This is a genomic window from Mesorhizobium sp. M0960 (assembly GCF_040319055.1).
In the GTDB taxonomy this organism is placed as follows: Bacteria; Pseudomonadota; Alphaproteobacteria; order Rhizobiales; family Rhizobiaceae; genus Mesorhizobium.
This window is the reverse complement of sequence record NZ_JAMYNN010000027.1, coordinates 45,956-60,164: the sequence shown is the minus strand read 5'-3', so window position 1 is coordinate 60,164 and position 14,209 is coordinate 45,956. Positions and strand designations below refer to the sequence as shown.

The following is a 14,209-nucleotide window of genomic DNA, read 5'->3' as shown; positions in this document are numbered from 1 at the left end:
CCCCCCCCCACCCACCGGCCCCGCCCCCCCCCCCCGCCTGACCCAAAAACCCCCTCCCCCCCCCCCCCCGGGTTGGGGGGGGGGGGGCGCCCCCCGGGCCCCCCACGAGCCGATCGTCATCGGCGCCGACACCAACGCGCAGGAGCATACCATCATGCACACCGACGCCGGCTTTCCGCTAACCGTCGGCCAAGGCTGCACGATCGGCCACCGTGCCTTGCTGCATGGCTGCACGATCGGCGACAACAGCCTGATCGGCATGGGCGCCATCGTGCTGAACGGCGCGAAGATCGGTAACAACTCGCTGGTCGGGGCTGGTGCACTGGTCACCGAAGGCAAGCAATTCCCCGACAATTCGCTGATCGTCGGCTCGCCCGCGCGCGTCGTCAGGACGCTCGACGAGACAGCAATCGCGAGGCTACGCGCCTCGGCCGCGCATTATGTCGCCAATGGGAGGCGGTTCAGGGCGGGGCTGAAGAAGGTCTAGCGCCAGGCAGTGAAGGCCGCCTATCGCAAGCCCAGAAATGGTGGAGCCGGCCCGGGGACGGGGCCGGCTCCTAAACCCGGTCGTTGGGGACGGGGAGGGTGGGGACTCGACCGGGTTTTCCGTCGCGTCCTCAGCGGACGCTGGCGACCGCGTCGGAGCGGCCGTCGTTGATCGTTACCCAGGCGCCGGAATTGCGGTCGGACTGGCGCTTCAGGTAGGTGTAACTGGTCTTGGTCCAGGACAGCACCTTGGGCTGGAGATTGTCGAGGATGAACTCTCCAAGGCTGGTGCGCACGGTCAGCACCGCATGGCCGTCGCCGTTGCGCTGGCGCACCACCGTCATCAGCAGATCGCCGGCCGGCACGCCCATGCTCATCAGTTCGCGGCGCTTTTCCAGCGCATAGTCCTCGCAGTCGCCGAAGCCTTTGGGAAACGACCAGACTTCTTCCTTGCCCCACATTTCCATGTCGGTGCGCGGCGCCACTTTGCTGTTGACCGAATTGTTGATCTTGACGATCGTTGCCCACAGCTTGCGGGTGAGCTCGACCGGTGCCCGGTTCGGCGTCCTCTGATTGCATTCCTGCGGAAGCTGCTGGCACAATTCGTAGTGACCGACCGGCTGCGTGGTGCGACCGCCGGTGTGCATGAAGGCCGGCTCCGCCGCGTTTGCAGTCCCCCAGCCGAAAAGCTGCATCGCTATTGCCGCCAGCAACAGCTTGCCCCTCGTCTTTTTCATTATTCAGTCTCCCCGTTTGAGGAGACAATGACACGGCTGGATTTATTTGACGCAAAAGCGCGAAGTAGACATTAAGTAAAACGCCAGTAGAATAAACATAAAATTGGATGCAATTGAGTATAGAATTATTTAAGGATTCTAGCCGGGTGCATTCCCATGCTTCGTCGCACCGTTCGAACAGCTAGGATGGCGATCCTTCGCGATGGTGCTAAAACTTTCGCGTCAGCCGCGCGGCGAGCTGAATTCGGTGTCGAGCGTTTCCGGCCGCTGGATGACGGCGAACTCGATGGCGACGCCATCTTCGAAATGGCGCACCACCTGGCCGCGCATGGTGCCCAGCGTTACCTGGACGCCGATGGCCGGCTTGACGTCGATCTCGATCGCGGCGCCCGACAGCGACAGATCGATGATGCGGCACTGGTACTGCCGTCCGTCAGCAAGTTGCAGCACGCTCGTCGGGTTGCGCGGTGCCACGCGTTCATGGCGGCGGTCTTCCGGCAGGTCGAGCTCGTGCTTGTTGGCAAGCCAGGTCAGTTGCGCGGCGAGCTTGTCCCTCTTGCGGTCCGACGCGATGACGGTCATCGCAAAGCCATCCTGCAAAGTGCGGGTGATGACGCCCTCGATTCGGCCGATGTGATCGATATAGGCAATGACCTTTTCACCCGGCAGGCCGGCACGCTCGGTGCGCAGTGAAACGTTGCCGGGCGACATGTCGACCACCTGGCAGGGATGTTCGGTGCGGTCTTCCAGCATGAAGCGTCCGTAAATCTTCACGCGGACGCGCTGAAAGTTACGCCTTTCAGCTTGGGACGGCGCATGGTCGACCGCCGCTGACCTCATGACTGCCATACCCCTTCGGCATTCCGCGCATGGATGCGGGGAATTTCAGCGGAAAACTACAACAAAGCAGGTTAACAAAGGGGAAAGCCCGGCGCTGTTGCTTTAAGCTTTGGGCATCATTCCTCGCGTCCGCCGTCGAAGACGACCAGGTGACGGATGCGGCGGGCCTGGCCGAGCGCCGAAATCGTCTCGGGCGGGTCGAATTCCGATGGGGCGAGCGAGGGGACCTCTATCGCCGGCCGGTTCTTCAGGAACATCGGCTCCTTGTCGGGATCGACGACACGGATCGAATCGATCAACGCGTCGAGAACCGGGTCGGCACCCAGCCAGAAGGGCTTTTCAACGGCGCTTATCACACCGAGGCAACGCGGACTCTCGACACCGCCGTCGAGCGGCAGTGCGAGCAGCTCGAACCTGTTGGAACGGCCGTTGCGGCTGAAACCCTCATAGGTGATGAGCACCACCGATTTCAGGTCGAAGACGCCATCGGTCAGCTTCGAGATCAGCCGCTGGTCCTTCTCGCGCCACAGCGAAGGGAATGAAAACCCCTTGAGTTCACGGCCATAGACTGCGCAAAGCCTGGTGCCGGCCAGCCGGAACACCGCTTCGCCGCGCGTGTCCTTTTCCAGGATGAACGTGTCGGCCAGCAGCGACTTGATGTCGGCCGGTTCGACTTCCGAGCGCTTCGGGGCAGGGCGTCCGTCACGCAATCGGTTCCAATAATGGAACAGCGTGATCGATCCGGTCTGGTTCATGCTAATGCTGCTCCGCGCATTCTGTCTTCTGATGTCCCATCGGTGAACAGAAGGGCGCCCTCCGAAGACCTACATGCGTTGCGGAGCAGGATGCGTGCCAGCATCGTTAATACTTGTTCACGGGTCGGGGCGGTTAAGGTTAACAACTGGTTTACGTTGCGCGCCGGCCAGGCCTGTGGCACACCAAAACCACTCCAGAAGCGGTCGTTTTGCGACGATCGGCAGCACTTCAGTCAAGAGTTCAGGGGGAGCAAGGGGGCTCGACCAGCCGTTCAAGGGAAACCTTGGACGGCTTCTTTTTTGATTCGGAGCTGCTGATTCGCCGTTTGTGATTCGGTTGGCCGTGATCTACATGCTCGCGAAGTCCAATCCAGCGACTGAGTGCAAGCCATATGAGCGACCCAGAAAGCCCACCGGAGATCGAGCAGGGCGAGAGTGGGCCTGCCGCCCGCGAACCGGAGCAACGCCGTGAACCGGTGTTCAACCTGCCGCCCGTGGTGCTGGCGGTGATCGGCATCTGCGTCGCCGTCCATCTGATCCGGGTCTATTGGCTGACCGACGACCAGGACTTCGAACTGCTTGTCCGGGCAGCCTTTGTGCCGATCCGCTATTCCGGCCGCTTCGACCTGGATTTCTTCGCGTTTTCAAGCCCTTTTACCTATGCCTTTCTGCATGGCGGTTTTGCCCATCTTGCCATCAACATGGTGTGGCTCGCGGCCTTCGGCTCACCGCTGGCCAACCGCTTCGGCGCGTTGCGCTTCAGCCTGTTCTTCGCCGCGACCGGACTGGCGGCGGTGGCGCTGTTCTGGGCCATGCATCCGCTTGGCGAAGCGCCGCTGGTCGGCGCCTCCGGCGCGATTTCCGGCATGATGGGTGCGGCGGCGCGCTATGGCTTCCGCATCGACCGCTCGTCGGGCAAGGCCGCCTTCGCCGGCCAGCCTTTGCCGATGGCGGCGGTGCTGCGCTCGCGCGGCGTCGTCACCTTTCTCGCCATGTGGATGGTGATCAACCTGGCGACCGGCCTCTTCGGCCTGGCGCCCGGCATTGACGGCCAGATCGCCTGGGAAGCCCATATTGGCGGCTTTCTTGCCGGCTTCTTCGGCCTGCGGTTCTTCGATCGGCGAGAGCAGGCGCTCCAACAGGCGGACGAGCCGGACACCTGAGACCTCCGCACTTGAAATGAAACCGATCGCGGCGCACCATGTTCATACTAGGGAAAGCCGGCCAAGGCAGGAGCCGGCAGGAAATGCAGAGGAGGACGTCATGACTGTTAAGGCAATTCTCGAGGCAAAAGGCCACGACGTGGTGACGCTCGGGCCGAACGAAAAGCTCAGCGAAGCCATCCGCATGCTTTCCGAACACAGGATCGGCGCGCTGGTCATCACCAACGGCGATCACAAGATCGTCGGCATTCTTTCCGAGCGCGATGTGGTGCGGGTTCTCGCCAAGGAGGGGGCGGCGGCGCTCGACCTTGCCATCCGCTCGGCGATGACGCCCAAGGTGAAGATCTGCAATGAGAACCACACCGTCAACGAGGTCATGGAGATCATGACCAAGGGCCGCTTCCGCCATCTGCCGGTGGAAAAGAACGGGCTGCTCGACGGCATCGTGTCGATCGGCGACGTGGTCAAGCGGCGCATCGAGGACGTCGAGCGCGAGGCCGAGGAAATCAGGGCCTATATCGCCACGGCATAGGTGAGGGCGGCCGGGTTGCCGGCCATTGAATTTTTTCAAGCTGCTATAGCAGTCCATCGCGGCAGGTGCGGGCCTGTGCCGCGTCGGCGCCCGCGGCTTTGCGCTTGTCTCTCTTGGCGGTTTGCACTAGCGAAGTTGCACATCAAAATATGCGTTCTCGCATATCCGCAATTCCACTATGCAGGCCACTATGACCCTCATCGATACCCGCACGCCCGACGCCAAGCGCCTGGTTCCCGGCGCCACCGGCGACTGGGAGATCATCATCGGCCTCGAGGTCCATGCGCAGGTGACCTCGCAGGCAAAGCTGTTTTCCGGCGCCTCGACCATTTTCGGCGCCGCGCCCAATGCCAATGTCAGCCTGGTCGACGCGGCGATGCCCGGCATGCTGCCGGTCATCAACGAGGAATGCGTCAAGCAGGCGATCCGTACCGGGTTGGGCCTGAAGGCTGAGATCAACCACAAATCGGTCTTCGACAGGAAAAACTATTTCTATCCCGATCTGCCGCAGGGCTACCAGATCTCGCAGTTCAAGCAGCCGATCGTCGGCGAGGGCAAGGTGATCGTCTCGGTCGGCCCGGACCGGCAGGGCGAATTCGAGGACATCGAGGTCGGCATCGAGCGCCTGCACCTGGAGCAGGATGCCGGCAAGTCGATGCACGACCAGCATGCGACGATGTCCTATGTCGATCTCAATCGCTCCGGCGTGGCGCTGATGGAGATCGTCTCGAAGCCCGATATGCGCTCCGCCGATGAAGCCAAGGCCTATGTCACCAAGCTGCGCACCATCGTGCGCTATCTCGGCACGTGCGACGGCAATATGGACGAAGGCTCGTTGCGGGCCGACGTCAACGTCTCGGTGCGCCGGCCCGGCGGCGAATTCGGCACGCGCTGCGAGATCAAGAACGTCAACTCGATCCGTTTCATCGGCCAGGCCATCGACTATGAAGCGCGCCGCCAGATCGCCATCCTCGAGGACGGTGGCAGGATCGAGCAGGAAACACGGCTGTTCGACCCCAACAAGGGTGAGACGCGCTCGATGCGCTCCAAGGAAGAAGCGCATGACTACCGCTATTTCCCCGATCCCGATCTTCTGCCGCTGGAATTCGACCAGGCCTATGTCGATGAGTTGGCAAAGGACCTGCCGGAACTTCCCGACGCCAAGAAGGCGCGGCTGATCTCGTCGCTTGGCCTGTCGACCTACGATGCCTCGATCCTGGTATCGGAAAAGGCGGTCGCCGATTATTTCGAGAAGGTGGCGGCTGGGCGCGACGGCAAGCTCGCCGCCAACTGGGTCATCAACGACCTCCTGGGGGCCTTGAACAAGGCCGGCAAGGATATTGAAAACGCTCCTGTTTCGCCCGACCAGCTTGGTGCCGTCATCGACCTGATCAAGGAAGGCACCATCTCCGGCAAGATCGCCAAGGATCTGTTCGAGATCGTGTGGAACGAGGGCGGCGATCCGCGTCAGCTGGTCGAAAGCCGTGGCATGAAGCAGGTCACCGATACCGGCGCCATCGAAAAGGCGGTCGACGAGGTGATTGCGGCCAACCCGGACAAGGTCGAGCAGGCGCGTGCCAAGCCGACCATGGCCGGCTGGTTCGTCGGCCAGGTGATGAAGGCAACCGGCGGCAAGGCCAATCCGCAGGCGGTCAACGAGCTGGTCAAGGCCAAGCTCGGGATCGAGTAGGATGTTCGTCCGCACCGCCGGCGAGCGCGATCTGGCGGCGGTGCGCGCATTGCTGATCGAGACATGGCATGCCACCTATGACGCCATCCACGGCGCGGCGCGGGTTACCGAAATCACCGATGAATGGCATTCGATCGCCGCGCTCAAAGCACGGCTGACGCGGCCGAACTCGGAGTTCCTGGTCGCCGACGACGGCAAAAGCATCGGCGGCATGGCTTTCGCCGCCGCCACCACGGATGCCAGGATCGTCATGCTGAACCAGCTTTACGTGCATCCGGCCTGGCACAGGCAAGGCATCGGCCAGGCGCTGCTGGACGAGATCGAGGCCAGCTTTCCGGAGGCCCGAACGCTACGCGTCGAGGTCGAGGAAGCAAATGCCCCGGCCATCGCCTTCTACCGCTCGAGAGGGTTCTTGCCCGCCGGCAACACGGCCGATTGCGGCGGCGCCACAGGGTTGCCGGCGCTGGTTTTGGAGAAGGCGATCGGCTAGCTCGTTCGCCTGACGCTCAGTTGCGTTTCACAGGCAGGTTGGAGCAGCCGGCAGCGAGAAACTCGCACGGTAGGCTGCCGCCGCCGCCCGACGTGTGCGGGGGCGTAGCGGCTTCGATTTTTTCGACATCGTAATATTTCGAGGTGACACCCCATTTTTTGACGCCCTGGCACGTCGAGCGCACGCCAACCTCCGTCGCCTTCGCCGCCGTCTTGTAATAGGTGGTGATCCGGCAGGATTGGCTGACCGGCAGCGCGTTCGCCGGGCTCGTGACCGGCGGCACGAAGTTCGGGAAAGCAAGCAGTGAGATTGCCGCAATGATCCGGGCGGCAGGCATGGTGTGGGGAAGGTGCAGCATCGTTTGTCTCCATCGATGGCGCCGCTCGCTCGTGGCGAAGCGGCGCGTTTGTTCCCGCAGGATCAGGCCATGAAGCAGGCGCTGCCGCATCTGCCGCGCGGGGGATGGCGGCGGCGGTCCGAACCGCCGCCGTCATCCGCGAGTGGCCGCGTCAGGGCGTTTTCGGCTTGATGAGCTTCTTTATCGGAACAGCGACTTTTGGTGGCCGGACCGTACTGGCTCCACCGCCGACGGCCAGCCCGCCGCTGTTGAGATAGCGCACCGTATAGCGCAGCTCGTAGCCCGGAACTCTGATCCATGTAGGCTTGTGATTGAACTGGTCCGGAGGCCTCGAATACCACTTCGGGATCTGCATGATCTTGGAACCGGCACCGAATCCCGCAGTCTTGGCCGCTACCGCGAAGGCGCTGTCTCTGGGATCGTTCGGCGGCTGGTCGACATTGCCGATGACGACCAGCGAGTCGTATTTTCGCGCGTCGAGCCTGAGTGCGGGAAGGTTCAGCGCAGCCACGTCGCCTTCGCGCATCGTCAGCGCCTTCTGAAGGCCGTCCTCATTGGCGTAGACGTTGAGGTTAATGGCCTCGGATTCCGCATAGACCACATTGTTGTGGAAGTCGCGGGCTGCCAGGCGTGTGAGGCTGTCGAAGGTCACTTCAACCGTCGGCTTGGCTATGGCGTCCGTCACAATCAGGTTGCGTCGCGGCACCGTCCAGAAGATGAGATCGTCGCCGGTCGCTTGCGTGCCGGCATCGGATCCGTCGATTGCCGAGCATTTCGAATTCGGAACCGGCGTCGTCACCGGCAGGGGTGCCGAAAACGAGCTGCGTACCTGGGCATCGATGTAGCTGCCGATGTTGAAAACATCTTCGAGGATGTTGCCGCCTTCGAAACTCGCCGGGCCGGGTTGCGAGCGGATGATGACCTGGCTGGAATCTGTCTGCCAGCGGCTGCAGAAGACGTTGACGTCTATGGGAATGCCGATGTGACGGTCGGACGTCACCGGGATCGAGACCTTGATGGTGAGGATATAGGGAACTTTGACAAACCAGCTGTTCGGCTGGTTCAGCATCTGCGTCGCAAAGCGCGACGGCCGCCATTGCTTCAGCGATTCGATCGATGCGCGCGATGATCGTCCCTGGGCGGCTAGCTGTGCGTTGGTGGCGTCGACCTTGGCTTGCGCCAGGTTGCGGACGGTGTTGGTGATCAGGAACACGCCGAGTTCGGCTTTGCAGGGCCTGTTCGATTGTGTGGGGTTGCATGGGGCAAGTGCCGCACTGGGAACCGGCGGCCCCGAAGGCGGCGGCTGGGCGGCCGCGGTGGCCGCCATCAGACCGAAGAACAGCATCGTGCAGGTTTTCAACATGGTATCCTCGCTCTGTCGTTGGAAACCACCCTCCGGCTAGACAGCAGCATTTGTCCGATGGCGGTTCATCGCCCGCACGGGGGATGAACCGCGAAAACATCGGGCGGGCCTAGCGACGTCGAGCCGCCGTCCTTTCGGATTGGATGGCTACTGCTTCACGACGCCTTTGGTCGTCGCCTTCGGCGCGACGACCTTGGGCTTGGGGGTTTTCGGACCTGGGTCGACTACCAATGCGGCCGTGCAGGAGCATTTGCCCGAACCGCAGTTCAGGTCGCCCTTGCACATTTTGGAATGCCGCATGTCGGTGCAGTCGGCGGTCCCGGAGCAGGAGCAACTGCCTTGCCCGATCGTACCCGACTGACATTTGAAGCTCCATGCCGGATCGGCAGCAAGGCCGGCCACAGCGAGCGATAAGACAAAAAGCGTTGTCGAGATGAGCTTGCGCATGAATACCTCCCGGTTCTATCGAGCGATGGAACCACGGAGCAGCAACGCCTTCATCTCCCGCGCGGGAGATGAATTCGCGTACCGGTGACGACCGTCAATGCTGTCCCTTCAGCACGACGAGATAACCGCGTTCGACGCGAAGCCGGAACGCGATTTGCCCTGCGGTGCCGGGATCCTTGGAAACCTTGTCGATGACATAGCCGCTGGGATGCGAGCCAAGCCATTCTTCCGGTTTGTCGGTGGTTTCGAATGGCTTTTGCAACCGGGCCAGGAAGCCGACTTCGCCTTGATAGTCGAAAGCCACGGCCCAGTCCGCATCCTTTCGCTCGTCGACGAAGTTGGCGAGCGGCGTCAGGTCATAGCGTTTGAACGCGGTTGCCGATGCCACCGCATGGCCGATGCCGAAAATGACAAGCATGACGACGGCCGAGCTTTTCAGCCTGGCGAGCGGGATCTCCGCCATGAAATACCCGAACAGGATGGTCACGAACGGCAACATCGGCACGACATAGTGGGGCTGCTTGCCGGATATCGCGCTGAACGCCAGCAACACGGCAACGAACGAGAACGACAGTAAGCGCAAGGCGCGCAGATCGGGCGACTTCGTCTCGATCAGGCTGCGTATCCGCGTGCGCAGCTTCAATCGCCATACCTCGGGTATAAAAATCCACGGCATGAACATGACCGGCAGCAGCAGCAGATAGAAGTAGAACGGCCGGCCGTGCGAATTGCGCAAATTGCCGGTGACGCGCCCCGCCGATTGGTTCCAGACCAGATCATAGACGAAACTGCCCTTTGTCAGAATGGTCGCCGGCACCAGCCAGATCGCCACCGGAATTAGCGCGGCGAGCACTGCCAGGCCCACTCCAGCGAGGAAGTTCGGTGTCGCCAGTCCCGCCCGCCGGTCGCGCCAGAACGGGTAGAACAGGATGGGCGCGCCGATATGGATGAGCACCACCGGGCCTTTCGTCAGCACGCCCATGCCGATGAACAGCCCGGCCAGAACGGCGTGCCAGCGGTCGCCGCTCCGGGCAAAGGCAATCAACGACAACAGCGCGGCGAGCACAAAGACCGTCAGCAACAGGTCGAACAGGATCAGCGTCGAATAGATGACGAACACGCTGCTTCCGGCGACCAGCCAGGGGACGCGCCGTGCGATGTCGTCGCGGCCGGGAAACAGGGTCCTTGCCAAAGCCGTCGTCAGCCAGATGACGAGTGAGGAGGCGGCGAAGATGACCAGCATCGCCGCCGGCCGGCTGGCGCCGAAAACGGTCCAGACAAGGTCGATAAGCCAAAACAGCAGCGGCGGCTTCTGCAGATAGGGCGCGAAATTCATCGTCGGGACGAAGATCTGTCCGCTCAGATACATTTCCCAGGTGACGCTGAGATATCGCGTTTCGTCGACGGGCAGCAGTGGCCGGAAAGCGACCGCGATGACGATCAGCCCAAGCAGGAAAAGGTAGGGGAGCAGCCGCTCGGTAGATGTCGGTATCAAAGATCGAGATCCGCGCCAGAAACCATTTTCTTTCCAGCCGAGCATAGTGCCGCGTTTCTGGACCGCGAACGACCGCACCATGATTTTGGCCGAATTGCAACGATGCCGGTTTCGTTTTGCAGATTTTGCGGATGATGTTCTTAAAGGCTTGGAAAACTTACCGGCCGAGCCTTTTGGACCACGGCCGGTCCGGGGGATCTGCGCAAATCAACTGGAGCGCAACGGCGGCGACAATTCGCGCATCAAGAGTTCGAGCTCGCGCTGATCGCCGGTACCGGTCTTGTCGAAGATCGTCGCCAGCTGCGACTTGACGGTGCCGTCCGAGACGCCGCCGGCCGCGGCGATTTCCTTTCGCGTCAGGCCGGCGGCAACATGACCGGCGACGCGCCTTTCTGCCGCGGTCAGTCCGAACAGCGCCGCAATGGCGTCCAGCGCCGGGATTGGTGCCGAACCGGCCGCGGCGATGAAGATCGCCGCGGCGGCGCGCTGCGAGATACGCGCCGAGATTTCACGCCGCGCCAGCGGCATCACATGGGCCACCGCCGGAACGGCCGTCTTGGCCAGCGGAATGTTGATGCCGCAAGGTCCGAGCGCGAATTCGTCGCGCGTGCCGAGCTGGACGGCACGGCCGATCGCGGCATTGGCGTTGGAATAGGTGAAGGAAAGCTGTCCGCGCACGCAAGCGACCGAGATGTTTTCGGCGAGCAGCGCTTCGGCTGTCGGGTTGGCGAAGATGATGGTCATGTCTTCGGCGACGATCAGCACGGGATGGTCAAGGCTTTCGATGATGGAACGGAAGATTTCGGCCTTGCGCCGCTCCGCCTCGAACAGGTCGCCGATGGTCACCGCGCGCCGCACATGCGGCGCCAGCAGGCAGACAAGCTCGAGGTCCTCGCTGGAAATCTGGCGCCTGTCCTTGTCGGTAACCACCATCAGCGTGCCGATCCGGGTCGGCCGCTTCATCAACGCCACCCAGAAGAAATCGTCCAGCCGGTTGGGTTGCACCCATTCGCGCACGATGCGGCTTTCGAGCCATCTCTGTCGCGTATCTGGACCTTGCAGGGCGTAGATCGAATCGACAGTGAACGGCACGTCGATCTCCATCTTGGGAACCGCCGCATAGAACGGCACTTGCGAGCCGTAGTCATGCTTCAACGGCTCAAGAACTGCGGGATCGCCGCAAGACACCGAAAACCGCGCGGAACTGCTGATCGTGTCGATGACGGCGAGCATGGCAAGCTGGCCTTCCGCCAGGCTGCAGATGGCCTCGAGTGTCGCTTGCCAGCGGCCGACGTCGGCAATCGAATCGTAGATCGCCTCAACGACCTGCGGCAATGCGCGACCGGCCGTGCCCGCCAGCGATGACATGAGCCCCTCTCATTTGCCGCCCTTGAGGCGACGAAGCATCAATTCCTAGAATAACGCTGCGTAAGGTTGCCAACAACCCATTTCATCTGCTTCGCGCGGACGCGAGGATCGCATGAACGTATAGTTTGCCCGCCAGCCATTTGCTCGTCGGTTGCGGCAAGACCCTTGCCTTCGCAATGCCGTGACGCCATAAGCAGGAACAGGCGCCGCGAGGACTTGCTACAAGGACTTGCCACGAGGATTTGGATGAAAACTTTCCTTCTGCAGTTTTTCACCTGGTGGAACAGCCAGACGCTGGGAACGCGCTTCCACACCTGGCGGCACGGCAAGATGGTCGGGCAGGACGAGGTCGGCAACGTCTACTACGAGGGCGGCGTCGATTCGGAAGGCCGCACCCGCCGCTGGGTCATCTACCGCGACTATTCGGAAGCCTCGGCGATTCCGCCCGGCTGGCATGGCTGGATCCATCACCGTGTCGACGTTGCGCCGCCAACGGAAGACTACAAGCCCCGCGACTGGCAAAAGCCGCATGTGCCGAACCTCACCGGCAGCCCCGCAGCCTATCGCCCGAAGGGCTCGGTGCTGACCAACCAGCATCGTCCGCAGGTGACGGGCGACTACGACGCCTGGACGCCCGGTTCGTGATCGATCGCCGCGACACGCGCGCGGTTCCCACAGGCACCGTCCCCACGGGCGCGGTCCTTTGTCGCCACAATTGCTGTTTAGCTGTTTGCTGATCCGACAGCAGCAACTAGCCTTGGCGTTAAGAGAATCACCCGGGCGCAAACCACCGGACCTTGCATGAGCATGTTCAGCCGAATTTTGACGGGCGGATCAACCGCGGTCGTTCTCGCTTCTATGGTGGCGCTTGCTGCTGCGCAGGAGTTGGCGCCGCCTGCGCCGGACGCGTCGGTGGCACCCGCAGCACCCGCAGCACCCGCAGTATCCGAGCGCATCACCAATCCCGTCGCTGAATTCGCCGGCATCGACAAGATCACCGGCCGGATCATCACCTTCGACGTCTATATCGACGAGACGGTGCAATTCGGCGCTTTGCAGGTGACGCCGCGCATCTGCTATTCGCGGCCGGAAAACGAAGAGCCGAAGACGGATTCGTTCGTCGAGGTCGACGAGATCACGCTCGACCGGAAAATCCGCCGTATCTTCACCGGCTGGATGTTTGCCGAAAGCCCCGGGATCAACGCCGTCGAGCACGCCGTCTATGATATCTGGCTGAAGGGCTGCAAGCAGAAGTCCGACGTGCCGGCACCCGCTGCCCCCAAAACCAACTAGAACCTGTCAGCGCGGCGGATACGGCGTCTTGCGGAACCGCCTTGTTGTCCGAGCGTTGGGGCTTCTCTAGGGAGGAGGTTGCCATGATGATGGCCAACAAAAGCGAGCTTCTCGACATCGAAAAGGGATTCTGGACCGGCGACGCCGACTATTTCAAGGCCAACGCCGACACCGAATGCCTGGTGGCTTTCCCGCAGATGGCGCGGGTGATGAGCAACGCCGATCTGGCCAAAACCGCGACGGAGCCGAAGCGCTGGCGCGAGCTCGACATCGACCTCAAGGGCATCATCGAGCCCGGCAGCGACATCGTCATGCTGACCTACGAGGCGCGTGCGACCCGGCAAAATGGCGAAGCCTATGCAGCACTGGTCAGTACCGGCTATGTCCACCGCGTCAATGGCTGGAAGATGATGTTCCATGCACAGACACCGCTGGTGACGGCGACCAAGGGCTGACCGGCCGGTAGAGCAATTCCAGGAAAAGTGTGAACGGTTTTCCGTGCGGAATTGCGTCAAAACACAAAATGGACCGGTTCGGCGTTTCCGTGAAACGCTGAACCGTTCTAGATCACGGAAAAAACACAGCCTCGCCCTTTAGCGCTTCGGCCAGCATCTTCTCGTACTTGCCACGTGGCACGTCGATTGCGCCGAAACGTTTGAGATGCTCGGTCGTGAACTGCGTATCGAGCAGCGCAAAGCCGCGCGCCTTCAGGCGCTCGACCAGATGAACCAGACAGGCCTTCGAGGCGTCGGTCTCCCTGGCAAACATGCTCTCGCCGAAGAACACCCGGCCGAGCGACACCCCGTAGAGCCCGCCGACCAGCCGGTCGTCGTGCCAGGCCTCGACCGAATGGCAATGGCCCATCCGATGCAGCTCGACATAGGCTTCGCGGATTGGTGCGTTGATCCAGGTCGACCGCCGTTCCTCGCGTCTTTCGGCGCAGGCGTCGATCGTCGCCTCGAAATCGAAATCGATGCGGAATTCGAACAGATCCTTGCGGATCGTCTTCCTCAGGCTCTTCGGGATGTGGAAACCGTCGAGCGGAATGATGCCGCGCGTCTCCGGCCGCACCCAGAACACCTCGGGGTCATTGGCATTTTCGGCCATCGGGAAGACGCCGGAGGCATAGGCTTTGAGCAACAGGTCGGTCGGGATGCGATAGCCGGGTGCGTAGGGGCGGGTCATCGCGTCG

At 62.1% G+C, this 14,209-nt stretch carries 17 protein-coding genes; 8 read left to right on the top strand and 9 right to left on the bottom strand.

The genetic code is table 11. The annotated features are described in order from the left end of the window. On the top strand, positions 1 to 487 hold a 487-nt coding region (locus NKH63_RS29245; protein ID WP_502896376.1), incomplete at its 5' end, for a gamma carbonic anhydrase family protein. Positions 488 to 617: 130 nt separating this feature from the next. On the opposite strand, the gene NKH63_RS29240 is transcribed toward NKH63_RS29245, so the two are convergent. From NKH63_RS29240 to NKH63_RS29230, 3 genes are all read right to left on the bottom strand, one after another. Next, positions 618 to 1,223, bottom strand: a complete 606-nt coding sequence (locus NKH63_RS29240; protein ID WP_352484541.1) for a transglutaminase-like cysteine peptidase — start codon at positions 1,221 to 1,223, stop codon at positions 618 to 620. 222 nt (positions 1,224 to 1,445) lie between these two features. After that, positions 1,446 to 2,063, bottom strand: a complete 618-nt coding sequence (locus NKH63_RS29235; protein ID WP_352484542.1) for a PilZ domain-containing protein — start codon at positions 2,061 to 2,063, stop codon at positions 1,446 to 1,448. 116 nt (positions 2,064 to 2,179) lie between these two features. After that, entirely contained in the window at positions 2,180 to 2,818 is a 639-nt protein-coding gene (locus NKH63_RS29230; RefSeq protein WP_023717462.1) for a PAS domain-containing protein, read from the bottom strand. Positions 2,819 to 3,210: 392 nt separating this feature from the next. Between NKH63_RS29230 and NKH63_RS29225 the strand changes: the two genes are divergently transcribed. The 4 genes from NKH63_RS29225 (at position 3,211) to NKH63_RS29210 (ending at position 6,693) form a co-directional block, all read left to right on the top strand. Further along, the gene (locus NKH63_RS29225) at positions 3,211 to 3,981 is read left to right on the top strand and encodes a rhomboid family intramembrane serine protease (protein WP_023717463.1); all 771 of its coding nucleotides are present in this window, start codon (positions 3,211 to 3,213) and stop codon (positions 3,979 to 3,981) included. Positions 3,982 to 4,081: 100 nt separating this feature from the next. Beyond that, positions 4,082 to 4,513, top strand: coding sequence for a CBS domain-containing protein (locus NKH63_RS29220; RefSeq protein WP_023717464.1), 432 nt, complete (start codon positions 4,082 to 4,084; stop codon positions 4,511 to 4,513). A 190-nt stretch (positions 4,514 to 4,703) separates the two neighbouring features. Next, positions 4,704 to 6,203: an Asp-tRNA(Asn)/Glu-tRNA(Gln) amidotransferase subunit GatB gene (gene gatB, locus NKH63_RS29215; RefSeq protein ID WP_352484544.1), complete on the top strand. Its 1,500-nt coding sequence runs from the start codon at positions 4,704 to 4,706 to the stop codon at positions 6,201 to 6,203. Position 6,204: 1 nt separating this feature from the next. After that, positions 6,205 to 6,693, top strand: coding sequence for a GNAT family N-acetyltransferase (locus tag NKH63_RS29210; protein ID WP_352484545.1), 489 nt, complete (start codon positions 6,205 to 6,207; stop codon positions 6,691 to 6,693). 16 nt (positions 6,694 to 6,709) lie between these two features. Here NKH63_RS29210 and NKH63_RS29205 read toward each other — a convergent pair whose 3' ends face one another. The 5 genes from NKH63_RS29205 to NKH63_RS29185 all read right to left on the bottom strand — a co-directional run bounded on the left by NKH63_RS29205 (position 6,710) and on the right by NKH63_RS29185 (position 11,724). Beyond that, on the bottom strand, positions 6,710 to 7,051 hold the full coding sequence (locus NKH63_RS29205) for a hypothetical protein (protein WP_352484546.1): 342 nt from the start codon (positions 7,049 to 7,051) through the stop codon (positions 6,710 to 6,712). A 151-nt stretch (positions 7,052 to 7,202) separates the two neighbouring features. Then, positions 7,203 to 8,414 (bottom strand): hypothetical protein, encoded by a 1,212-nt coding sequence (locus NKH63_RS29200; RefSeq protein ID WP_352484547.1) that lies wholly within the window; start codon positions 8,412 to 8,414, stop codon positions 7,203 to 7,205. A gap of 147 nt (positions 8,415 to 8,561) precedes the next feature. Continuing rightward, the gene (locus NKH63_RS29195) at positions 8,562 to 8,861 is read right to left on the bottom strand and encodes a hypothetical protein (protein ID WP_352484548.1); all 300 of its coding nucleotides are present in this window, start codon (positions 8,859 to 8,861) and stop codon (positions 8,562 to 8,564) included. Between the two features lie 94 nt (positions 8,862 to 8,955). After that, a complete protein-coding gene (locus tag NKH63_RS29190) occupies positions 8,956 to 10,356 on the bottom strand; it encodes an ArnT family glycosyltransferase (protein ID WP_352484549.1) in 1,401 nt (466 codons plus the stop codon). A gap of 207 nt (positions 10,357 to 10,563) precedes the next feature. Beyond that, positions 10,564 to 11,724, bottom strand: coding sequence for a helix-turn-helix transcriptional regulator (locus NKH63_RS29185; protein WP_352818020.1), 1,161 nt, complete (start codon positions 11,722 to 11,724; stop codon positions 10,564 to 10,566). A gap of 246 nt (positions 11,725 to 11,970) precedes the next feature. Here NKH63_RS29185 and NKH63_RS29180 point away from each other — a divergent pair, with 246 nt between their 5' ends. The 3 genes from NKH63_RS29180 (at position 11,971) to NKH63_RS29170 (ending at position 13,472) form a co-directional block, all read left to right on the top strand. Further along, complete coding sequence (locus NKH63_RS29180; protein ID WP_352484551.1) at positions 11,971 to 12,369, top strand: NADH:ubiquinone oxidoreductase subunit NDUFA12; 399 nt, start codon at positions 11,971 to 11,973, stop codon at positions 12,367 to 12,369. Between the two features lie 156 nt (positions 12,370 to 12,525). Continuing rightward, on the top strand, positions 12,526 to 13,017 hold the full coding sequence (locus NKH63_RS29175) for a DUF2155 domain-containing protein (RefSeq protein WP_352484552.1): 492 nt from the start codon (positions 12,526 to 12,528) through the stop codon (positions 13,015 to 13,017). 86 nt (positions 13,018 to 13,103) lie between these two features. Continuing rightward, a complete protein-coding gene (locus NKH63_RS29170) occupies positions 13,104 to 13,472 on the top strand; it encodes a hypothetical protein (RefSeq protein WP_023717474.1) in 369 nt (122 codons plus the stop codon). Positions 13,473 to 13,584: 112 nt separating this feature from the next. On the opposite strand, the gene aat is transcribed toward NKH63_RS29170, so the two are convergent. Next, positions 13,585 to 14,202, bottom strand: coding sequence for a leucyl/phenylalanyl-tRNA--protein transferase (gene aat, locus NKH63_RS29165; RefSeq protein ID WP_023717475.1), 618 nt, complete (start codon positions 14,200 to 14,202; stop codon positions 13,585 to 13,587). Positions 14,203 to 14,209: the final 7 nt, after the last annotated feature.